A 20,275-nucleotide genomic window follows, 5' to 3' on the forward strand; every position below is an offset into this window, starting at 1 on the left:
GCCAACGCGAATAGCCCCGGTAGTATGACGGCGCCATTAATTTTGCAGCCAACGACGAGGTTCGAACTCGCGACCTCAACCTTGGCAAGGTTGCGCTCTACCAACTGAGCTACGTTCGCAGGCTTGCTCCCCGGACTCTGTGGCCCGAAGCGCGACGCCAACTATACCCAACCTCGCTCGCGTGCGAGACGCACCGCCGCGTGACGGTTCTCCGCACCGAGCTTCGAGACCGCCGACGACAGGTAGTTCCGCACCGTCCCCTGGGAGAGCGCGGCCCGCTCGGCGATCTCCGCGACGGGCGCCCCGTCGGCCGCGAGTTCCAGCACCTCGGCCTCGCGCGCGGTCAGCGGCGAGTCCCCGGCGGAGATCGCGTCGGCCGCCAACTCCGGGTCCACATAACGGTTTCCGGCGTGGACGGCACGGATGATCTCGGCGAGCCGCTGCGCGCTGACGGTCTTCGGTACGAAGGCGCGCACGCCCGCCGCGAGCGCCCGCTTCAGGTGCCCGGGACGGCCGTGACTGGTGACGATCATGGTGCGGCAGCCGGGGAGTTCGGACCGGAGCGCTGTGGCCACACTCACACCGTCGCAGCCCGGCATCTGCAGATCGAGCACCGCGACGTCGGGCCGGTGGGCGCGGGCCATGGCCAGCGCCTCGGGTCCGCTCGCGGCCTCGGCGACCACGGTCAGGTCGTCCTCCAGGGCGAGCAGCGCGGCGAGCGCGCCGCGGATCAGGTGCTCGTCGTCGGCGAGCAGGACGCGCAGGCTCACCGGGCACCCCCGTGCGACGCCGTCCCGGCCTCCACGGGTTCTGGCTCCTGTTGGACCCCGGAACCGTCGGCCCGCCCCGCCCGGACCGGGACGGTCGCCACCACCCGGAACCTGTCCCGCTCCACCACACCCGCCTCCAACGTTCCGGCCACCTCGGCGAGCCGCTCCCGCAGGCCCGCGAGTCCCGATCCCGGACGGCCGTCGCCGCCGGACGGGTCCACTCCGTCGTTCTCCACCGTCAGCACCACGTCGCCGCCGCCCGCCGCGAGCGTCACCCGGCAGGTCCGGGCGTCGCCGTGGCGCAGCACGTTGGTCGTGGTCTCGCGCACCACCCAGCCGAGCGCCGACTGCACGTCGGCGGGCAGGTCCGGGGCGCCGCCCGTGACCGTGCAGGCGATCCCGGCGGCGCCGAGCACGCCCCGCGCACCGGCGAGTTCGGCAGCGAGGTCGGCCGCGCGGTAGCCCCGGACGACCTCGCGGACCTCCTTCTGCGACTCCTGCGCGATGCGCTGCACCTCGATCATCTGGGCGACGGCGTCCTCGGTGCGGCCGCGCCGGGCCAGCTGCACGGCGAGCTCGCTCTTGAGGGCGACGACCGACAGATTGCGGCCCATCACGTCGTGCAGGTCGCGCCCGAACCGCAGCCGCTCCTCGGCGACCGCGAGGCGCGCCTCGATCTCCCGGGCGTGCTCGGACTCCCACATCACCGAGAGATTCCAGATGCTGCACCGGTAGCAGAGGAGGGCGATGCCCAGGGCGAGGGCCAGCATCGCGGTCAGGGTCGCGAGCCAGCCCGGCGACGGCCGGGCGATCACGGCGGTGGCCACGATGCCGACGGCGAGCAGCGCGACGGCCCGCCGTACGAAGGTGCGGATCGGGACCTGGAGCGCGTACGCGCCGCCGAACGGCATCGGCGCGAAGATCAGCGGCATCACGATCATCCCGTGCTTCACGCTCTGCGTCCCGGCCAGCGCGGCGATCAGGCCGACCGAGGCGAGGGCGAGACAGAAGCCGGCGGCGGTCCACGCCCGGGGCACGCGGCCCCGGCCCAGGTACTGGTCGATGGCGAGCCGCACGTGCCGGTCGGCGACCACGCACTGCGCCACGTTGACGGCCATCAGAGCGGCGAACAGCGTCGTGGCGGTGGCGTCGCCCCGGATGCTTCCCACGAGCCCGAGGCCCGACCAGGCCAGGAAGAACACCCAGTTGATGACGCGCAGGCTCACCCGGCTCTGCCACTCGACCCGTTCGACCTTGCTCCGGTCCCGCCACCGCACCCGGCCCACCGCACAACCCCCCGTCAGCGCCGCGGTTCCCAGCGGAACCACCGTCGTACAGCAAACACCGCCACGACCGTCCAGGCCACCGCCGTCAGGATCGCCGACAGGACGTCGGACGCGGCGAGTTGGCCGCTCCAGCCGCCCCGGATCAGGGTCAGCACCGGGGTCAGCGGCAGGAGTTCGCAGATCGAGGCCAGCTTGTCGGGCAGCAGCTCCAGCGGGACGAACGAGCCCGAGCCGAACATCGTCAGGAGCATCAGCGGCATCGCGGCGACCTGAGCGCTCTCCACGCTGCGGCTCACGACCGTGGTCAGCGCGGCGAGCGCCGCGCACATCGGGAACCCGAGCGCCAGGCCCACCAGCGCGAGCAGCGGCGCGTCCGGCATCCCCGTGTCGAGGAACGCGGCGCAGGCCGCGGCGAGCACGAGGCACTGCAGGAGCCCGATCGCGGCGGACGGCAGCGCGGCCCCGGCGAGGATCTCCGTGTCGCGCAGCTCCCCGGTGCGCAGCCGCTTGAGGACGAGTTCCTCGCGGCGCGCGGCGTAGACGCTGACGAGGGCCGTGTAGACGGCGAACAGCAGCGAGAAGCCCATCGCGGAGGACACGACGACGGTGCCGACATCGAGGCCCGTGCCCTTGAGCCGGTCCTCCCCGAGCGTGCTGCTCAGGCTCAGCGGGAGGACGAGCGGCACGAACAGGGAGGTGATCAGGACGCCCTTGCTGCGGCCGAGCAGGGTCAGTTCGGCGCGGCCGAGCGCGCGCAGCCGCCCCGCCGGTGTGGTGGTGGCCGTCGTGGTCGCGCCGCTCATGCCGCCATCTCCTCGGTCCGGACGTCCGGCGTCCCTGGTGTCCCTGGTGTCCCCGCGTCCCGTTCCTTCGCGTCCTGGGCGATGCGCAGGAACGCCTCCTCCAGCGAGGCGCCCCGTACGTCGAGCCGGTGCAGGGCGACACCCACGTCCCGCGCCCACACGAGGAGCTCGGTCGCGGTGCGTTGCAGCTCCCCCGTGCGCAGCCGGACGAGCCGCCCGTCGATCTCGTGCCCGGTGACGCCGAGCCGGTCGAGCGGCGGCAGGTCGCCCACGAAGTACCCGTCGGGCAGTTCGAAGGAGACGTGCGAGGGCTGGGCGGCGACGACCTCGGCGACCGTGCCCTGGGCGGCGATCCGCCCCTGGTGCAGGATCGCGAGCCGGTCGGCCAGCTCCTCGGCCTCCTCGAGGTAGTGGGTGGTCAGCAGGACCGTGGTGCCCTCGGCGCGCAGCGCGCGCACCAGGTTCCAGGTCTCCAGCCGGCCCTCGGCGTCCAGCCCGGTCGTCGGTTCGTCGAGGAAGAGGACCTCGGGCCGGCCGAGCAGGGCGAGCGCGAGGTCGAGCCGCCGCTTCTCGCCGCCGGACAGCTGCTTGACCCGCACCTTGGCGCGGCGGGTGAGCCCGACGGACTCCAGGGCCTCGCCGACCGGGCGGGCCCCACTGGTGCAGCCGGCCCACATGCGGACGGTCTCGGCGACGGTCAGCTCGGCGGGGAAGCCGCCCTCCTGGAGCATCACGCCGATCCGCGGCCGCACCCGGGCACGTGCCGTGTGCGGGTCGTGGCCGAGGACCCGGACCTGTCCGGCGGCGGGCGCCGCGAGTCCTTCGAGGAGTTCGACGGTGGAGGTCTTTCCGGCGCCGTTCGTGCCGAGGAGCGCGAAGAGCTCGCCGCGGCCCACGGAGAAGCTGACTCCGCGCACCGCCTCGAAGGACCCCCGCTTGCCGTCCCCGTACACGCGGCGCAGATCGGTGACATCGATCACGCGCTCGTTGCTGGTCATGGATCCAGCCTCGCGGCGGCGCGGGCCGGCGGGCAGTGCGTGCTGTCACCGGCCCGTATGACAAATGTCAGAAGCGGGGCCGGGGGCCTCGGAAACGCCCCTCGGGAACGCCGGAAGCCCCGGATCCTTGCGGACCCGGGGCTTCCGGAACTGGAGCGAACGACGAGGTTCGAACTCGCGACCTCAACCTTGGCAAGGTTGCGCTCTACCAACTGAGCTACGTTCGCATTGCCTCCGGACAGCTCTCACTGACCGGTGCGAGCACCAGCCTACCGCACCACAAGTGGTGATCGGTACGCGATGCAGAGCGGGTGACAGGAATTGCACACTGCGCCTTCCCCCTGGAAGGGGGATGTTCTGCTACTGAACTACACCCGCATGTACTCCGTGAGGTGCGGCTTTTTCGGCCTTGCCCCTCGGCGTGCTCCAGACTCTAGCTGACCAGCGGGGGTGCAGCGCAAGTCGGTTCCCGCGAGGGGCTCCTGACGGAGGGACGCGCGCCTCAGTTGGCCTCGGCGAACGCCTCGTAGACGCGCTTGGGGATCCGGCCGCGCGGCGGCACGTCGAGCTGGTGCGAGCGGGCCCAGGCGCGCACCGCGGCCGGGTCCGGGCTCACGGCTGTGTGTTTGTACGTGACCGCGACCTTCGGGGTGCGGCCGGCTCCGGTCTGCTTGCGCCCGGCCTGCAGGTACGGGGCGAGGGCCTTGCGGAGCTTTTTCGCATTGGCTTGATTCAGGTCGATCTCGTACGACTTGCCGTCGAGGCCGAAGACCACCGTTTCCGCCGCTTCTCCGCCGTCGATGTCGTCAAACAGAGTGACCACGACACGCTGCGCCACGAATATCGGTCCCTTCGTCCGGCATCCCGCTTTGACGTGCGGTGATGTCGACTGTCCTGCCCTTGATGTGCCCTTGGTAATTCCTTTTTACCCTGCCTGGCATTGTGCTGGGAAGGCCAATAGAAAACCTCCGCGTGTCTACCGTCCCCGTTTTCCGGGTGCCTCGCTCGGGTTTTCCCGTAATTTTCCGTACGGATCTCGGAGCGTTGCCGTGACGTGACGCGGATCTCGTAGCTTCCTACCGTCTACGCGAGTAGAAGATTTGGGCGGGTACGCTGAACGAACCTGCTCAGCACCACACACCGGGAGTGCCAGTGGCACGCGTCGTAGTCGACGTCATGCTCAAGCCGGAGATCCTCGACCCCCAGGGCCAGGCGGTGCAGCGTGCGCTGCCGCGCCTCGGTTTCGACGGCATCTCCGACGTCCGTCAGGGAAAGCGTTTCGAGCTCGAAGTGGACGGGCCGGTGGATGACGCCGCCCTCGCCCGTATCCACGAGCTGGCGGAAACCTTCCTCGCCAACACCGTGATCGAGAACTTCACCGTGAAGGTCGAAGAGCTCGCGGTGGGGGCCGAAAAGTGACCGCTCGTATTGGCGTCGTCACCTTTCCCGGTTCGCTCGACGACCGGGACACCCAGCGCGCGATCCGTCTGGCCGGTGCCGAGCCGGTGGCCCTGTGGCACAAGGACAAGGATCTGAAGCAGGTCGACGCCGTCGTCCTGCCCGGCGGCTTCTCCTACGGCGACTACCTGCGGGCGGGTGCCATCTCGCGCTTCTCGCCCGTCATGGAGACGCTGATCGACCAGGCGAAGGCGGGCCTGCCCGTCCTGGGCATCTGCAACGGGTTCCAGGTCCTCACCGAGGCCCACCTGCTCCCCGGCGCGATGCTCGGCAACGACCACCTGCACTTCATCTGCCGCGACCAGAAGCTGCGGGTGGAGAACGCGGGCACCGCCTGGACGGCCGACTACGAGACCGGCCAGGAGATCCACATCCCGCTGAAGAACATGGACGGGCGGTACGTCGCCGACTCGTACACGCTCGACAAGCTGGAGGCGGAGGGCCGCGTCGTCTTCCGCTACATGGACTTCAACCCGAACGGTTCGCTGCGCGACATCGCGGGCGTCACGAACGAGGCGGGCAACGTCGTCGGTCTGATGCCGCACCCGGAGCACGCCGTCGAGCCCCTCATCGGGTCCGGCCGCACCGACGGTCTCCCCTTCTTCACCTCGATCCTCAAGAAGCTGGTCGCCGCCTCATGAGCCTCGACACCGTAGAGAACGCAAGCAAGACCCCCGACGTCGAGCTGCCCTGGGCCGAACTCGGCCTCAAGAAGGACGAGTACGAGCGCGTCGTCGAGATCCTCGGCCGCCGCCCGACCGGCGCCGAGCTCGCCATGTACTCGGTCATGTGGTCCGAGCACTGCTCGTACAAGAGCTCCAAGGTGCACCTGCGCCAGTTCGGCGAGAAGGCCCCCCAGTCCGACGCCATGCTCGTCGGCATCGGTGAGAACGCGGGCGTCGTCGACGTCGGCCAGGGCTACGCCGTCACCTTCAAGGTCGAGTCGCACAACCACCCGTCGTACGTCGAGCCCTACCAGGGCGCGGCCACCGGCGTCGGCGGCATCGTGCGCGACATCATCGCCATGGGCGCCCGCCCGGTGGCCGTGGTCGACCCGCTGCGCATGGGCGCCGCGGACCACCCGGACACCAAGCGCGTGCTGCCCGGCGTCGTCGCCGGCATCGGCGGCTACGGCAACTGCCTGGGCCTGCCGAACATCGGCGGCGAGGTCGTCTTCGACGCCTGCTACCAGGGCAACCCGCTGGTCAACGCGGGTGCCATCGGCGTCATGCGGCACGAGGACATCCACCTCGCGAAGGCGTCCGGCGCGGGCAACAAGGTCATCATGTACGGCGCCCGTACGGGCGGCGACGGCATCGGCGGCGCCTCGATCCTGGCCTCCGAGACCTTCGACGACGCCAAGCCGTCGAAGCGTCCCGCTGTGCAGGTCGGCGACCCCTTCCAGGAGAAGCTCCTCATCGAGTGCACCCTGGAGGCCTTCAAGGAGAAGCTCGTCGTCGGCATCCAGGACCTGGGCGCCGCCGGCATCTCCTGCGCCACCAGCGAGCTGGCGTCCAACGGCTCGGGCGGCATGCGCGTCGAGCTCGACGACGTGCCGCTGCGCGACTCCACGCTCTCGCCCGAGGAGATCCTCATGAGCGAGTCGCAGGAGCGCATGTGCGCGGTCGTGGAGCCCGAGAAGGTCGAGCGCTTCCTCGAGATCTGCGACAAGTGGGACGTCATCGCGACCGTCATCGGTGAGGTCACCGACGGCGACCGCCTGGAGATCTTCTGGCACGGCGAGAAGATCGTCGACGTCGACCCGCGCACCGTCGCCCACGAGGGCCCGACCTACGAGCGCCCCTACGCCCGCCCCGAGTGGCAGGACGCGCTCCAGGCCGACGACGCGAACAAGCTGGCCCGCCCGTCCTCCGCGGACGAGCTGAAGCAGCAGGTCCTCGCGGTCGTCGCCTCGCCGAACCAGGCGTCGAAGAAGTGGATCACCTCGCAGTACGACCACTTCGTGCAGGGCAACACGGTGCTTGCGCAGCCCGAGGACTCGGGCATGATCCGCATCGACGAGGAGACCGGCCTCGGTGTCGCCATCGCGACGGACGGCAACGGCCGCTTCGCGAAGCTCGACCCGTACACCGGCGCGCAGCTCGCCCTCGCGGAGGCGTACCGCAACGTGGCGACGACCGGTGCCAAGCCGCTCGCCGTCTCCGACTGCCTGAACTTCGGCTCGCCCGAGGACCCGGCCGTCATGTGGCAGTTCGCCGAGGCCGTCCGCGGTCTGGCCGACGGCTGCCTCCAGCTCGGCACTCCGGTGACCGGCGGCAACGTCTCGCTGTACAACCAGACGGGCGAGGCCGCGATCCACCCGACCCCGGTCGTGGCGGTCCTCGGCGTGATCGACGATGTCGCCCGGCGCACCCCGGTCGCCTTCCAGGAAGAGGGCCAGCTCCTCTACCTGCTCGGTGACACGCACGAGGAGTTCGGCGGCTCGGCCTGGTCGCAGGTCGTCCACGACCACCTGGGCGGCATGCCGCCGAAGGTGGACCTGGAGCGCGAGCGCCTGCTCGGCGAGATCCTGATCTCGGCTTCCCGCGACGGCATGATCGACGCGGCGCACGACCTGTCCGACGGCGGTCTGATCCAGGCCGTGGTCGAGTCGGCGCTGCTCGGCGGCAAGGGCGCGCGCCTGGTCGTCCCGGACGGCCTGGACGCGTTCACCTTCCTGTTCTCCGAGTCGGCGGGCCGCGCTGTCGTGGCGGTGCCGCGCAGCGAGGAGCTCCGCTTCAACGACATGTGCGGTGCGCGGGGTCTGCCTGTCACCCGTATCGGTGTCGTCGACGGTGACGCGGTCGACATCCAGGGCGAGTTCGCGCTCTCCCTGGAGGAGCTGCGTGCGGCGCACGAGAACACGATCCCGGAGCTGCTGGCGTAAGCGAGCCTTCCGGTACGTCACGAAGTCCCCTTCCGCTCCGGCGGACGGGGACTTCGCGTGTTCTACGGCCGGGCCGCCCCGACGGTGACCTGGGCCGGCGCCCCGTCCCGCTTCGGCAGGCGCGTGGCCAGCAGGGTGCCGAGCAGCATCAGGGCGGCGCCGCACCAGAAGACGATGCCGGTGGCGTGGACGAAGTCCTGGACGGCCGCCGCGTGCGCGGAACCGTGCAGGGACGGGATCGTGTTGACGTCGGTGGCCAGGAGCCGGAAGAGGATCGTGCCGAACAGGGCGGCGCCCAGCGCGTTGCCGAGCGTCTGGAAGAAGCGGATGCCGGTCGTGGCGACGCCGAGGAGCGGGCGGGGCGCGGCGTCCTGCACGAGGAAGACGAGCTGCCCGATGAGCTGGCCGAAGGCGATCCCGGCGAGGAACAGTTCGGCCCGGATCAGCCACAGGGACGTATCGGGGGACAGGGTCGTGGCGAGGAGCGCGAAGACGGCGGCCATGGTGAGGGTGCCGGAGAGCGTGGCGGTCCGGGCCGGCCAGTCGAGGCGGCCGGCGACGAGGCCGGCGCCGGTCATGCCGACGGCCATCGGCAGCAGGTAGAGACCGGCGTCGGAGCTGGACAGGCCGCGGGCCACCTGGAGATAGACCAGCACGTAGTAGATGGCGCACATCATCGCGGCGCCGGTGATGCCCTGGACGACGAAGCCCCAGCGCAGTTCGGGGATCCGGAACAGGGACAGGGGGAGCAGCGGGTCGGCGGCGGTGGCCTGGCGCCGTACGAACAGGGCGAGGCCCAGCACGGCGGCGCACAGCAGGCCGATGATCTGCGGGGAGCCCCACGGGTACGTGCGGCCGCCCCACTCCATGGCGAGCAGCAGCGCGGTGGAGAAGCCGGCGGCGAGGGCGGCTCCGGCCCAGTCGAGCGGGCGGCGCACGGGGTGGTCGGGGAGTTTCAGGACGAGCGCGCCGGCGACGAGGACGGCGATGCCGAGCGGCAGGTTCACGTAGAAGATCCAGCGCCAGTTCGCGTGGTCGGTGAGGAAGCCGCCGAGCCAGGGGCCGAGGGCCATGCCGCCGCCCGCGACGATGCCGCCGATCCCGCCGCCCTTGCCCGCGCCTTCCTCCCCGGGGTCCTTGAGGTGCGCCATCACGACCATCGTCACGCTCATCAGTCCGCCGCCGCCGAGGCCCTGGAGGGCGCGGGCGGCGATCAGCTGGGTCATGGACTGGGCGAGACCGCACAGCGCCGAGCCCAGCAGGAAGGTGGCGACGGCGCCGAGGAAGACGCGCTTGGCGCCGAGGGTGTCGCAGAGCTTGCCGTACAGCGGGAGCATCGCGGCGGCCGCGAGGGCGAACGCGCTGACCAGCCAGGGGAAGCGGTCGATGCCGTGGGCGGGGTCGAGGTCGCGGACGATCGGCACGGCGGCCGCGGACACGATCTGCAGGTCGAGGACGGCCAGGACGATCGTGAAGAGGCAGACGAACATGCCGATCGCGCGGGCCGCCGGGGTCATCGCTCCGGGCGTCTTCGGTGCGGGCGTCTCAGTCATGGGCTCACCGTGCCCGAGAAAATGTATCGGGTCAATCTTTTTGCTCAGATCAAATTTCGGCGGGGATTAAAATTTTGCCCGGCTCAAACTTCGACCACGGCTTGGTACGGTTCCGGCATGGCTGAAGACGGCGGACCCGGACTGCGCGAGCGCAAGAAGAAGCAGACGGCGATCAAGGTGTGGCGCACCGCGGTCGACCTGTTCCTGGAGCACGGCTACGAGCAGGTGTCCGTCGCCCAGATCGCCGAGGCCGCCGAGGTCTCGAAGATGACGGTCTTCAACTACTTCAAGACCAAGGAAGACCTACTCATGGGCCCCATGGAGGAGCACGTCGAAGACCTGGCCGAGGCCATCAAGGCGCGCCCGGACGGCAGTTCGGCCGTCGACGCCACCCGCGCGATGGTCCTCCGCAAGATCGCCGACCGGGACCCGTCGATCGGCCTCAGCGAGCAGGGCAACGAGCTGGCGCTGATCCAGCTCGTCCAGCGCACCCCGGTGCTGGCCCGCCGCGCCATGCTCTGGTCGGTGCGCGGCGAGCGGGCCGCCGCGCTCGCGCTCACCGAGGAGACCGGCGACGCGCTGCTCTCCTCCGTCGCCGCGGCCCAGCTGTCCGGCGTGGTCAGCGCCCTGATGAGCGAGCACCACCGCAGGATCCTGGCGGGCGAGTCCCCGGCCGCGGTCGCGGCGGACGCCGGGGAGCGCGCCGAGCGGGCGTTCGCCCTGGTCGAAAAGGGACTGAGCGGATTCGCGGTGCGGGCGTAGGGTCACCGTCATGCCCGCGCCCAGGACCTCCAGAAAACGTCAGCGCTCCTACGACGCCGAGAAGTTGCGGACCGCCGTACTGGCCCAGTTCGCCGCCCTGCGCACGGCCGTCGAGGCCCTCACCCCGGAGCAGCTCGCGGCGCCCACCCGGCTCGGCGACTGGACCGTGCGCGAGCTCGCCGCGCACCTCACCATGGCCGTCGGGATGCTGCCCCGCGCCCTCGCCGAACCCGCCCCGGCCCGGGCCGAACTGACGCTGATGGACTATCCGGCGCTCACCGCGCCCGCCGCCCCCGCCATCGACACGCGCGTCCACGAACTGGCCGCCGCTCCGCTGGGCGAGCTGTACGCGCAGGTCGCCGAGGGGCTCGACACGTACCTGCCGGCCGGGGTCGACGGCGAACGGCCGCTGGCCCACCGGGTCGGGACCATGACCCTGACCACCGCCCTCGTCACCCGCGCGGTCGAACTCGCCGTCCACACCGACGACCTGAACGACGCCCTGCCCGGACTCGGCCTGCCCGTCGAGCGGCAGCTGCTCGCCGCCGCGACCCGCTTCCTCGCCGACGCGCTCGCCGTGAAGGCGCCCGGCGCGTCCACCGAGGTGCGGATCCCGCCGTTCGCCGTCGTCCAGTGCGTCGAGGGCCCCCGGCACACCCGCGGCACCCCGCCCAACGTCGTGGAGACCGACCCGCTCACCTGGATCCGCCTCGCGACGGGCCGTTCGAGCTGGCGGACCGCCCTCGACGACGCGGCGGTCAGCGCGAGCGGCGAACGGGCCGATCTGGAGGCCCTGCTTCCGATCATGGCGTGACGCCGAGGTCTTGGAGTGATGCCTCGGGTCATGGCGTGACGTCTCGGGCCGGGCGGAACCGATCCGGGGGTCTGCCCCGTCCCATCGCCATGCCGATACGAACCACCCCCCGCGCCCTGCTCACCACGACGCTCAGCACCACGCTCGCGGTGACCGCCCTCGCCGCGCTCACCGCCTGCGGCACCGAGAAGGCCCCCGGCGCCGGCCGCCCCGGTCCCGGGACCGTGACGACCGACACCCCGCTGGTCGGCACGGAGTGGCAGGTCACGGGCCTGCGCTCGGCCGGCACCGACACCGCGCTGCCGAAGGCCGCCCGGGACCGGGCCCGGGTCGTCCTGCACAAGGACGGCCGGGTCGACGCCCGCCTCGGCTGCAACACCGGCAGCACCAAGGCCACGGTCGAGGGCGACCGCATCACCTTCGGCCGGCTGATCACGACCAGGATGGGCTGCTTCGGCCCCGCCGCCGATCTGGAGAAGGCGATGACATCGGCCCTCGACAGCGAGGCCCGCTACGCGATCAAGGGCGACCGGCTCACCCTGACCACGAAGGACGGCAAGGGCGTCACCCTGACCGCCAAGACCTCGTAGCCGCTGACCGCCAAGACCTCGTAGCCGCCCGGAGCACTCAGGCCGGATACGGCAGCAGTTCCTTGTCGACGCGCTCCCAGACCGCCTTCAGCCCGGCCAGCCGCTCCGGCTCGTCCGCCGCCCGGTCGGCCTGTTCGCGGCGGTCCGCCGACAGGTCGAAGAGCCGGTCCCGGCCGTCCTTGCCCCGGTAGTACTTCCAGTCGCCGCGCCGCACGGCCCGCTCCCCGCGCACCCGCCAGAACAGATCGCGCTCCGCGAGCTCCTCGCCGCGCAGCAGGTACCCGGCGAGGCTCGTGCCGTCGAGCGGGTGTGCCGGGTCGGGCCGGGCGCCGCCGATCTCCAGGAGCGTCGCCGTCCAGTCCGGTGTGAACACCGGTTCGTGGCTGACCTGTCCGGCGTCGAACCGGGCCGGCCACCGCACGATCGTCGGGACCCGGATGCCGCCCTCCTGGAGCGAGGCCTTGTTGCCGGACAGCGGCCAGTTGTACGAGAAGCGCTCGCCGCCGTTGTCGGACGCGAAGAAGACCAGTGTGTCCCGCTCCTGGCCGGACTCCTTCAGCGCGGCGAGCACCTGCCCGACCGACCGGTCCAGGTCCTCGACCATCTCGGTGTACTTCTCCACCGAACCGCCGTCGTCGTGGAACAGAGCCCGCCGGTCCCCGGCCTCGATCCGCCGCACGACCTCGGCGCTCGCCTCCTCGTCCCCGTCGGCGATCCAGGGCCAGTGCGGGGTCGTGAAGTTCAGGTTGAGCAGCCACGGGGTGTCCCCGTGGTCGCGGCGCACGTACTCGCTCGCCCGCTCGGTGAGGATCCGGGTGTAGTACCGCAGGTCCTTGTACTCGGCGTCGCCCTCGTACAGGTCGTACTCCCCGCCGAGCCCCAGCTTGGAGTAGTACTCCAGGGCCCCGCCGAAGTTCCCGAAGAACTCGTCCCAGCCCGAGCGGGTGGGCGAGTAGTCGGGCAGGTAGCCGCAGTGCCACTTGCCGATGAGCGCGGTCGAGTAGCCCGCGCCCCGCAGCAGCGAGGCGAGCGTCGGATGGTTCGGGTCGAGCCCGGCGGACCGGTCGGCGATCGGCTCGGCGAGCCCGCCCTCGGTCCGGCCCGGATAGCGGCCCGTGTAGAGGCTGAACCGGGTCGGCGAGCAGGTCGCGGACCCGCTGTAAGCGTCGGTGAACCGCACGCCCTGCCGGGCCAGCCGGTCCAGGTGCGGGGTCCTGATGTGCGGCGCCCCGTACGAGGACAGATCGGCCCAGCCGAGGTCGTCGCCGAGGATGAACAGAATGTTGGGCCGGCGGGAGCGCCGCCCGGCGGCGGCGCGGAACGGCCGCTCCCGAGGGGCGTCGGTCACGGCAGGGGCGGTGGCGGCGGCGGGTGTGGCGGCCGTGCCGAGCGCGGCGACGGTCGCCGAGGCGCCGATCACCCCGCCGAACGCGCGCCGGGACAGCTTCGAGGCATGCGAGGACATGAAGGCTCCAGGAAGGAGGGCGAAGGGGGAGAACGGGTCAGGGCCCGCTCCTCCGGCGCAAAGGAGCGACTCGCTGGAACCCGGGAACGCGGGATCTGAACGGCGGAGAACGCGCTCAGAAGGCGCGGCGACAGATGGCGCTCGCGACACGGACCAGGTCGACGTGGCGGCGCCCCACAAGGGTGACCGTACGGTCACGGAGTGGCTGCATGACCCAGGACGATGCCGATCATGACGTACACCTGTCAACGCCGTTCCGCCCTGTGGACAACGGCGCCGGGGCGGCGGCAACGCGAGTTCCGTCACACCCTCCCCGGGCCCGTCGTGAGCCGGACGAAGGCCACGTTTGCGCAGGTCAAAGGCGTAAGAGGGGTCGGGGTGGCCCCGCCCGGGAGACCCCGGCACCGGGGGCGGCCCGCGTTCGTCAACGCGGGTAGCGCTTGTCCCCAATTCGGACCAGTGGTCGATCCCGTCTACACTCGGTGGCGTGCCACGTGGTGACGGTCGACTCAATCACGATCTGCTCCCCGGCGAGAAAGGCCCCCAGGACGCTTGTGGCGTCTTCGGTGTCTGGGCTCCGGGCGAAGAGGTCGCAAAGCTCACGTACTTCGGGCTCTACGCCCTCCAGCATCGGGGTCAGGAATCCGCGGGAATCGCGGTCAGCAACGGCTCCCAGATCCTCGTCTTCAAGGACATGGGCCTCGTGTCCCAGGTCTTCGACGAGACTTCCCTAGGTTCGCTCCAAGGTCATATCGCGGTCGGTCACGCCCGCTACTCGACCACCGGGGCCTCCGTGTGGGAGAACGCCCAGCCGACGTTCCGCGCCACCGCGCACGGTTCGATCGCGCTCGGCCACAACGGCAACCTGGTCAACACGGCGCAGCTCGCCGAGATGGTCGCCGCCCTCCCCAAGGAGAACGGCCGCGCCACCCAGGTGGCGGCCACCAACGACACCGACCTGGTGACCGCGCTGCTCGCGGGCCAGGTCGACGACGACGGCAAGCCCCTGACCATCGAAGAGGCCGCGCACAAGGTGCTGCCCCAGGTCCAGGGCGCTTTCTCCCTCGTCTTCATGGACGAACACACCCTCTACGCCGGCCGTGACCCGCAGGGCATCCGCCCGCTGGTCCTCGGCCGTCTCGAGCGCGGCTGGGTGGTCGCGTCCGAGTCCGCCGCCCTCGACATCTGCGGCGCCAGCTTCGTCCGCGAGATCGAGCCGGGCGAGTTCGTCGCCATCGACGAGAACGGCCTGCGCACCTCCCGCTTCGCAGAAGCGAAGCCCAAGGGCTGCGTCTTCGAGTACGTGTACCTGGCCCGTCCCGACACGGACATCGCGGGCCGGAACGTGTACCTCTCCCGCGTGGAGATGGGCCGCCGCCTCGCCAAGGAAGCACCGGTCGAGGCCGACCTCGTCATAGCGACGCCGGAGTCGGGCACCCCCGCCGCGGTCGGCTACGCGGAGGCCAGCGGAATCCCGTTCGGCAACGGCCTGGTGAAGAACGCCTACGTCGGGCGCACGTTCATCCAGCCCTCGCAGACGATCCGCCAGCTCGGCATCCGGCTGAAGCTGAACCCGCTCAAGGAAGTCATCAAGGGCAAGCGACTGGTCGTCGTCGACGACTCGATCGTGCGCGGCAACACCCAGCGCGCCCTGGTCCGCATGCTCCGCGAGGCCGGCGCCGCCGAGGTCCACATCCGGATCTCGTCGCCGCCCGTGAAGTGGCCCTGCTTCTTCGGCATCGACTTCGCGACCCGCGCCGAGCTCATCGCCAACGGCATGTCGGTCGAGGAGATCGGCACCTCCCTGGGCGCCGACTCGCTCTCCTACATCTCCATCGACGGCATGATCGAGGCGACCACCATCGCCAAGCCGAACCTCTGCCGCGCCTGCTTCGACGGCGAGTACCCGATGGAACTGCCGGACCCCGAGCTCCTCGGCAAGCAGCTCCTGGAGACGGAACTGGCCGCAGGTCCTGCCGCCACCGCCGCGGCCGACGCGATCCGTCGGCCGTAGGCGCCCTAGTTCTCGTATCCACCAACCCGAAAGATCCCAGGCAATGTCTGAGACTGGTGCCAGCTACGCGTCCGCGGGCGTCGACATCGAGGCGGGCGATCGCGCCGTCGAGCTGATGAAGGAGTGGGTGAAGAAGACGCAGCGCCCCGAGGTCCTCGGCGGCCTCGGCGGTTTCGCCGGCCTCTTCGACGCCTCCGCCCTCAAGAAGTACGAGCGCCCGCTGCTCGCCTCCGCGACCGACGGCGTCGGCACGAAGGTGGACGTGGCCCGCCGCCTCGGCGTCTACGACACGATCGGCCACGACCTGGTCGCGATGGTCATGGACGACATCGTGGTGTGCGGCGCCGAGCCGCTCTTCATGACCGACTACATCTGTGTCGGCAAGGTCCACCCCGAGCGCGTCGCCGCCATCGTGAAGGGCATCGCCGAGGGCTGCGTCCTCGCCGGCTGCGCCCTGGTCGGCGGCGAGACGGCGGAGCACCCGGGCCTGCTCGGCGCGGACGACTTCGACGTCGCGGGCGCCGGCACGGGTGTCGTCGAGTACGACAACCTGCTGGGCCCGGATCGCATCCGCAAGGGTGACGCGGTGATCGCCATGGCGTCCTCCGGTCTTCACTCGAACGGGTACTCGCTGGTCCGCCACGTCCTTCTGGACCGCGCGGGCATGGCGCTGGAGCAGCAGGTCGACGAGCTGGGCCGCACGCTCGGCGAGGAGCTCCTGGAGCCGACCAAGATCTACTCCCTGGACTGCCTGGCGCTCACCAGCACCACCCAGGTCCACGCCTACAGCCACATCACGGGCGGCGGCCTCGCGGCCAACCTGGCCCGGGTGATCCCGGACGGCCTGCACGCCACGGTCGACCGCTCCACCTGGACCCCGGGCGCGATCTTCGACCTGGTCGGCAAGGCCGGCTCCGTCGAGCGCCTGGAGCTGGAGAAGACGCTGAACATGGGCGTCGGCATGATGGCGATCGTCCCGCAGGAGTCCGTCGACGTCGCCCTCGCGACCCTCGCCGACCGCGGCGTGGACTCGTGGGTGGCCGGCGAGATCACCGACCGCGGCGACCACACCACGGGCGCCGAGCTCACGGGTGACTACGCGCGGTAGGACACGGTGCGGCGCCCCGGGCCCTCAGGGTCCCGGGGCAGCACAAAACCCGGTCCGGCGTGGTGACCACCCCGGACCGGGTGAGTGCAGCAGTATTCGGAGAACGAAAAACTGCTGGACGTACTACGTGCTACGAGGTCAAGCGCCGCGGCGCTGCGACGACGGACCGGACTCGTCGTCCTCGTCCTCATCGTCGTCGTACATATCCGCGTAGCGGGCGTACGGGTCCTCGTCGTCCTCCTCGTCCTCGAACGGCTCGCCGTTAGGCGGCTGATTCGAGACCGGATTCGACGTCGATGCGCCCAGCTCGTTGGCCAGACGCGACAGGTCAGTCCCGCCGCTGCTGTACTTCAGCTGGCGGGCGACCTTCGTCTGCTTGGCCTTTGCCCGGCCGCGCCCCATGGCTCGACCCCCTCGGTGACGGGGCTCGACGGCCCCAGAGTCTTGACACGCGTTCATGATCTGGAACGGGCTCTCCGCAGAGAGACCGGTCCGTAGGGCTTCCACGGTACCTGAGCCCACGCCCATACGGTACGTCGCCCGCAGGACGCGCGTGTGCGCAGGACCAGCCAGGAGCCCCGTCCTCGCTGGTCAGCCGCGATTTTAACCTCTTCTCGGCGGGCGACCCGCCGAGAAGAGTGACGCTCGTTACGCAGCGCCCGCGATCATGCGCGGCCGCGCGCCTCCGCCATGCGCTGCTCGGCGATCCGGTCGGCCGCGGCGGCCGGCGGAATCCCGTCGGACTTTGCGCGAGCGAAGATCGAGAGCGTGGTGTCGAAGATCTTCGACGCCTTCGCCTTGCACCGGTCGAAGTCGAAGCCGTGGAGCTCGTCGGCGACCTGGATGACCCCGCCCGCGTTCACCACGTAGTCCGGGGCGTAGAGGATCCCGCGGTCCGCGAGGTCCTTCTCGACGCCCGGGTGGGCGAGCTGGTTGTTCGCCGCGCCGCAGACGACCTTGGCGGTGAGGACCGGCACGGAGTCGTCGTTGAGGGCCCCGCCCAGCGCGCACGGGGCGTAGATGTCCAGGCCCTCGACACGGATCAGCTCGTCCGTGTCGGCGGCGACCCGGACCTCGGGGTGCAGGTCGGTGATCCGGCGCACCGACTCCTCGCGCACGTCGGTGATCACGACCTCGGCGCCGTCGGAGAGCAGGTGCTCGACCAGGTGGTGCCCGACCTTGCCGACGCCGGCGACGCCGACCGTGCGGCCGCGCAGCGTCGGGTCGCCCCACAGGTGCTGGGCGCTGGCCCGCATGCCCTGGAAGACGCCGAAGGCGGTGAGCACGGAGGAGTCGCCCGCGCCGCCGTTCTCGGGGGAGCGGCCGGTGGTCCAGCGGCACTCGCGCGCCACCACGTCCATGTCGGCCACATAGGTGCCCACGTCGCACGCCGTCACGTAGCGCCCGCCGAGCGAGGCCACGAAGCGCCCGTAGGCGAGCAGCAGTTCCTCGGTCTTGATGCGGTCCGGGTCGCCGATGATGACGGCCTTGCCGCCACCGTGGTCCAGGCCGGCCAGGGCGTTCTTGTACGACATGCCGCGCGCGAGGTTCAGCGCGTCGGCGACGGCCTCGGCCTCGGTCGCGTAGGGGTAGAAGCGGGTGCCGCCGAGGGCGGGGCCCAGGGCGGTGCTGTGGAGGGCGATCACGGCCTTGAGGCCGCTCGCCCGGTCCTGGCAGAGCACGACCTGCTCGTGCCCGCCCTGGTCCGAGTGGAACAGGGTCTGCAGCACGTCGGCAGCGGCGCCGGTCACATCGGTCACTGTGGTGACTCCCAAGTAAGTTGCGGCGGTTGAGCGGAGCCCCGTACGGGTGGCGGGTCTCCGTGGGCAGAAGACTAGAACGCGCCGGGGGCCGCCACCCGCGCAGTGCCCAGGATCACTCTCTCGCGTCAGGGCACTCCGTACGCCGGGGCGCGTGCGCCGGGGCCTGCCGTGGCACGATTTGCAGTGTTTTCCGGGTCGTGGTCGGGGGAGGGAGCAGCCGTGCCGAAGAAGGTGTCCTCGCCGACCGTCCCGTACGCCGCCTATCTGCGGGTCTACGAACCGCTGGCCGCGTTCCCGCAGCCCGAGCGCGGGCACTGGGAGCGCTACGCCCGGCGCGAGCACCTGCCCTCCTACCAGGACGAACTGCGCCGCTCGCTCGCCGATCTGCTGCCGACGCCGCCCGTGCCCGTGCCGGTCCACGAGAGCGACGACGCGTTCGTGCTGGAGGCGGACGGCGTGGTGTGCGTCTGTCCCTGGCGCACCCGGCTGCGCGGCTGGCAGGCGCTCGGGGAGCTGCCGGGCGTGCTGCCGCTGCCGGTCCTGGACGCGGTGCTTCCGCCGGTGGTGCGGCGGCAGACGGCCGACGACTACGAGCGCTGGCTGGAGCGGAACCCGGACGCGCGCCCCTGGATCCGCACCTCGACCTGGCACGTGCCGCTGAACTGGTTCGTGCTCGTCGCCGACGAGGAGCGGGCCTACGAGCCGAAGAGCGCCGGCGGCGAGGCGTCCCTGCGGTACCGGACGCCGATGGTGCAGGCGCGGCGGCGGGTGGCGCGGGCGCTGAAGGCGCTGAAGGACGCGATCGACGAGGGGCCGCTCATCGACGGCCTGGTGGACGTGGGGCGCTGGCTCGAGGAGTTCCACCCGCGCTCGTACGTGGAGCTCGACTACGGCGGGCTCGTGCACACCCTGCCCGCGGAGCAGTTGGACGAGGACCACTCGGCGGCCGATGTCGCGGAGGGGATCGCCGCGCTGCGGGCCGGGGACGAGGCCGGCGCGACCGAGGCGTACGCGCGGCTCGTGGCACGCTGGCGTGCGGTGAAGGAACGGCAGAACGCCAACTGAGCGGACGGATGCGGGCCTTCAGGACCTACGTCCTGATCCGGGCGTTTGCATCAAGCGTGATGCAAGCGTGACGGACTGCACTTACTTCTCCCTTGCGCCCATCACCCCTCCTCGTGCCAAAATAGGACAAGGAGTCCGGGGAGGACTCTGTCCGCCCGGCTAGGCACCACTTCGGGTGGATCACTCAGCATTGCACTGTCTTTGGGGGGTCTGGTGACTCCTGACGCCCCTGTGACTGATCGTCACAGGGGCGTGACTGTCCGCTATGGCATGGTCCATCGGCTTCCGTCGCTGATGAACACCTGGGAGGGCAATTCCATCGGTTTGGCCGACGCGGCTGGACGGATGGTGTAGTTGTAGTGCCGAGGACAAGCCGTTCGTCCTATAACCGACTCGACCCGTGTCCGCCATATCGGGCAACGCGGGTCAAGGTGCAGAATTTAAAGGAAAGAACCGAGAAGGTTCGGTTCTCCCGAGGAGGCCGCTCATGACCGCTCGCACCCCTGATGCCGAGCCGCTGCTGACCCCCGCTGAGGTCGCCACGATGTTCCGCGTCGACCCGAAGACGGTCACGCGCTGGGCGAAGGCTGGCAAGCTCACGTCGATCCGCACGCTCGGCGGGCACCGCCGTTACCGCGAGGCCGAGGTCCGCGCCCTGCTGGCGGGTATTCCGCAGCAGCGCAGCGAGGCCTGAGGACCCCGCAGAACGCGGTACATATCGGGCGTTTCGGGTCCCCCAACCCGTACTGCGCCCACCCCATAGCTCCACACGACGCGGGACCTGCCCCAACAGGCCCCCTTCTTATGAAGCGCCACGAAGCGTCATCTCCACTGCTTCACACGGTGCGTCGTCGAGGGGGGCGGGCGGCGGCCCCCGCGCCGCCGGCGATATATTGGGAGAACACCGGGGCCCCGCCGGCGGCGAGCGGGCGCGGCCGG

General features: G+C 70.9%; 20 protein-coding genes and 3 tRNA genes. 10 read left to right on the plus strand and 13 right to left on the minus strand.

Annotation, left to right across the window (positions count from 1 at the left end; genetic code table 11):
* Nucleotides 1–46: 46 nt before the first annotated feature.
* From ACFW9D_RS07175 to ACFW9D_RS07210, 8 genes are all read right to left on the minus strand, one after another.
* Nucleotides 47–119, minus strand: a tRNA-Gly gene (locus ACFW9D_RS07175).
* Between the two features lie 42 nt (nt 120–161).
* Nucleotides 162–770, minus strand: a complete 609-nt coding sequence (locus ACFW9D_RS07180; protein ID WP_384618860.1) for a response regulator — start codon at nt 768–770, stop codon at nt 162–164.
* Nucleotides 767–2,056 (minus strand): sensor histidine kinase, encoded by a 1,290-nt coding sequence (locus tag ACFW9D_RS07185; RefSeq protein ID WP_384618863.1) that lies wholly within the window; start codon nt 2,054–2,056, stop codon nt 767–769. The genes ACFW9D_RS07180 and ACFW9D_RS07185 overlap by 4 nt, the downstream gene beginning before the upstream one ends.
* Nucleotides 2,057–2,070: 14 nt before the next feature.
* The gene (locus tag ACFW9D_RS07190) at nt 2,071–2,859 is read right to left on the minus strand and encodes an ABC transporter permease (RefSeq protein ID WP_384618865.1); all 789 of its coding nucleotides are present in this window, start codon (nt 2,857–2,859) and stop codon (nt 2,071–2,073) included.
* Nucleotides 2,856–3,857: an ABC transporter ATP-binding protein gene (locus ACFW9D_RS07195; protein WP_384618868.1), complete on the minus strand. Its 1,002-nt coding sequence runs from the start codon at nt 3,855–3,857 to the stop codon at nt 2,856–2,858. Before ACFW9D_RS07195 ends, ACFW9D_RS07190 begins: the two co-directional genes overlap by 4 nt.
* Before the next feature lie 151 nt (nt 3,858–4,008).
* Nucleotides 4,009–4,084: transfer RNA gene (locus ACFW9D_RS07200), tRNA-Gly, on the minus strand.
* Nucleotides 4,085–4,163: 79 nt separating this feature from the next.
* Nucleotides 4,164–4,235, minus strand: a tRNA-Gly gene (locus ACFW9D_RS07205).
* A gap of 124 nt (nt 4,236–4,359) precedes the next feature.
* Complete coding sequence (locus ACFW9D_RS07210; protein ID WP_188337828.1) at nt 4,360–4,695, minus strand: Lsr2 family protein; 336 nt, start codon at nt 4,693–4,695, stop codon at nt 4,360–4,362.
* 314 nt (nt 4,696–5,009) lie between these two features.
* On the opposite strand from ACFW9D_RS07210, the gene purS reads away from it, so the two are divergent.
* Genes purS through purL form a run of 3 tightly spaced genes read left to right on the plus strand, consistent with a single transcriptional unit; the run spans nt 5,010 to nt 8,202 of the window.
* Nucleotides 5,010–5,276 (plus strand): phosphoribosylformylglycinamidine synthase subunit PurS, encoded by a 267-nt coding sequence (gene purS, locus ACFW9D_RS07215; RefSeq protein ID WP_188337827.1) that lies wholly within the window; start codon nt 5,010–5,012, stop codon nt 5,274–5,276.
* Nucleotides 5,273–5,956, plus strand: coding sequence for a phosphoribosylformylglycinamidine synthase subunit PurQ (purQ, locus tag ACFW9D_RS07220; protein ID WP_188337826.1), 684 nt, complete (start codon nt 5,273–5,275; stop codon nt 5,954–5,956). The genes purS and purQ overlap by 4 nt, the downstream gene beginning before the upstream one ends.
* Nucleotides 5,953–8,202, plus strand: a complete 2,250-nt coding sequence (gene purL, locus ACFW9D_RS07225) for a phosphoribosylformylglycinamidine synthase subunit PurL (RefSeq protein WP_384618871.1) — start codon at nt 5,953–5,955, stop codon at nt 8,200–8,202. The genes purQ and purL overlap by 4 nt, the downstream gene beginning before the upstream one ends.
* A gap of 62 nt (nt 8,203–8,264) precedes the next feature.
* Here purL and ACFW9D_RS07230 read toward each other — a convergent pair whose 3' ends face one another.
* Nucleotides 8,265–9,755: an MFS transporter gene (locus tag ACFW9D_RS07230; RefSeq protein WP_384618874.1), complete on the minus strand. Its 1,491-nt coding sequence runs from the start codon at nt 9,753–9,755 to the stop codon at nt 8,265–8,267.
* A gap of 117 nt (nt 9,756–9,872) precedes the next feature.
* Between ACFW9D_RS07230 and ACFW9D_RS07235 the strand changes: the two genes are divergently transcribed.
* The 3 genes from ACFW9D_RS07235 to ACFW9D_RS07245 all read left to right on the plus strand — a co-directional run bounded on the left by ACFW9D_RS07235 (nt 9,873) and on the right by ACFW9D_RS07245 (nt 11,921).
* The gene (locus ACFW9D_RS07235) at nt 9,873–10,517 is read left to right on the plus strand and encodes a TetR/AcrR family transcriptional regulator (protein WP_384618877.1); all 645 of its coding nucleotides are present in this window, start codon (nt 9,873–9,875) and stop codon (nt 10,515–10,517) included.
* 10 nt (nt 10,518–10,527) lie between these two features.
* Nucleotides 10,528–11,331 carry a sterol carrier family protein gene (locus ACFW9D_RS07240; RefSeq protein ID WP_384618880.1) on the plus strand — a complete coding sequence of 268 codons (804 nt, stop codon included), beginning with the start codon at nt 10,528–10,530 and terminating at the stop codon, nt 11,329–11,331.
* A gap of 89 nt (nt 11,332–11,420) precedes the next feature.
* Nucleotides 11,421–11,921, plus strand: coding sequence for an META domain-containing protein (locus ACFW9D_RS07245; RefSeq protein WP_384618883.1), 501 nt, complete (start codon nt 11,421–11,423; stop codon nt 11,919–11,921).
* Between the two features lie 37 nt (nt 11,922–11,958).
* Here the strand turns inward: ACFW9D_RS07245 and ACFW9D_RS07250 are convergent, their stop codons facing one another.
* Both ACFW9D_RS07250 and ACFW9D_RS07255 read right to left on the minus strand, forming a co-directional pair.
* A complete protein-coding gene (locus ACFW9D_RS07250; protein ID WP_188337821.1) occupies nt 11,959–13,386 on the minus strand; it encodes a sulfatase in 1,428 nt (475 codons plus the stop codon).
* Between the two features lie 115 nt (nt 13,387–13,501).
* On the minus strand, nt 13,502–13,597 hold the full coding sequence (locus ACFW9D_RS07255) for a putative leader peptide (protein WP_384618887.1): 96 nt from the start codon (nt 13,595–13,597) through the stop codon (nt 13,502–13,504).
* A gap of 276 nt (nt 13,598–13,873) precedes the next feature.
* Between ACFW9D_RS07255 and purF the strand changes: the two genes are divergently transcribed.
* Both purF and purM read left to right on the plus strand, forming a co-directional pair.
* Complete coding sequence (gene purF / locus ACFW9D_RS07260) at nt 13,874–15,400, plus strand: amidophosphoribosyltransferase (protein WP_188337820.1); 1,527 nt, start codon at nt 13,874–13,876, stop codon at nt 15,398–15,400.
* Nucleotides 15,401–15,443: 43 nt separating this feature from the next.
* Nucleotides 15,444–16,508 (plus strand): phosphoribosylformylglycinamidine cyclo-ligase, encoded by a 1,065-nt coding sequence (gene purM / locus ACFW9D_RS07265; protein WP_188337819.1) that lies wholly within the window; start codon nt 15,444–15,446, stop codon nt 16,506–16,508.
* A gap of 138 nt (nt 16,509–16,646) precedes the next feature.
* On the opposite strand, the gene ACFW9D_RS07270 is transcribed toward purM, so the two are convergent.
* Nucleotides 16,647–16,910 carry a DUF3073 domain-containing protein gene (locus ACFW9D_RS07270; RefSeq protein ID WP_188337818.1) on the minus strand — a complete coding sequence of 88 codons (264 nt, stop codon included), beginning with the start codon at nt 16,908–16,910 and terminating at the stop codon, nt 16,647–16,649.
* Between the two features lie 263 nt (nt 16,911–17,173).
* Complete coding sequence (locus ACFW9D_RS07275; protein ID WP_188337817.1) at nt 17,174–18,268, minus strand: Glu/Leu/Phe/Val dehydrogenase; 1,095 nt, start codon at nt 18,266–18,268, stop codon at nt 17,174–17,176.
* A 222-nt stretch (nt 18,269–18,490) separates the two neighbouring features.
* On the opposite strand from ACFW9D_RS07275, the gene ACFW9D_RS07280 reads away from it, so the two are divergent.
* Together ACFW9D_RS07280 and bldC are read left to right on the plus strand one after the other, a co-directional pair.
* Nucleotides 18,491–19,336: a hypothetical protein gene (locus tag ACFW9D_RS07280; protein ID WP_384618891.1), complete on the plus strand. Its 846-nt coding sequence runs from the start codon at nt 18,491–18,493 to the stop codon at nt 19,334–19,336.
* Nucleotides 19,337–19,823: 487 nt separating this feature from the next.
* Nucleotides 19,824–20,030 carry a developmental transcriptional regulator BldC gene (gene bldC / locus ACFW9D_RS07285; RefSeq protein ID WP_003949541.1) on the plus strand — a complete coding sequence of 69 codons (207 nt, stop codon included), beginning with the start codon at nt 19,824–19,826 and terminating at the stop codon, nt 20,028–20,030.
* The last annotated feature ends 245 nt before the right edge of the window (nt 20,031–20,275 follow it).

It is taken from the genome of Streptomyces sp. NPDC059524, from assembly GCF_042749255.1.
Lineage (GTDB): Bacteria > Actinomycetota > Actinomycetes > Streptomycetales > Streptomycetaceae > Streptomyces > Streptomyces xanthii.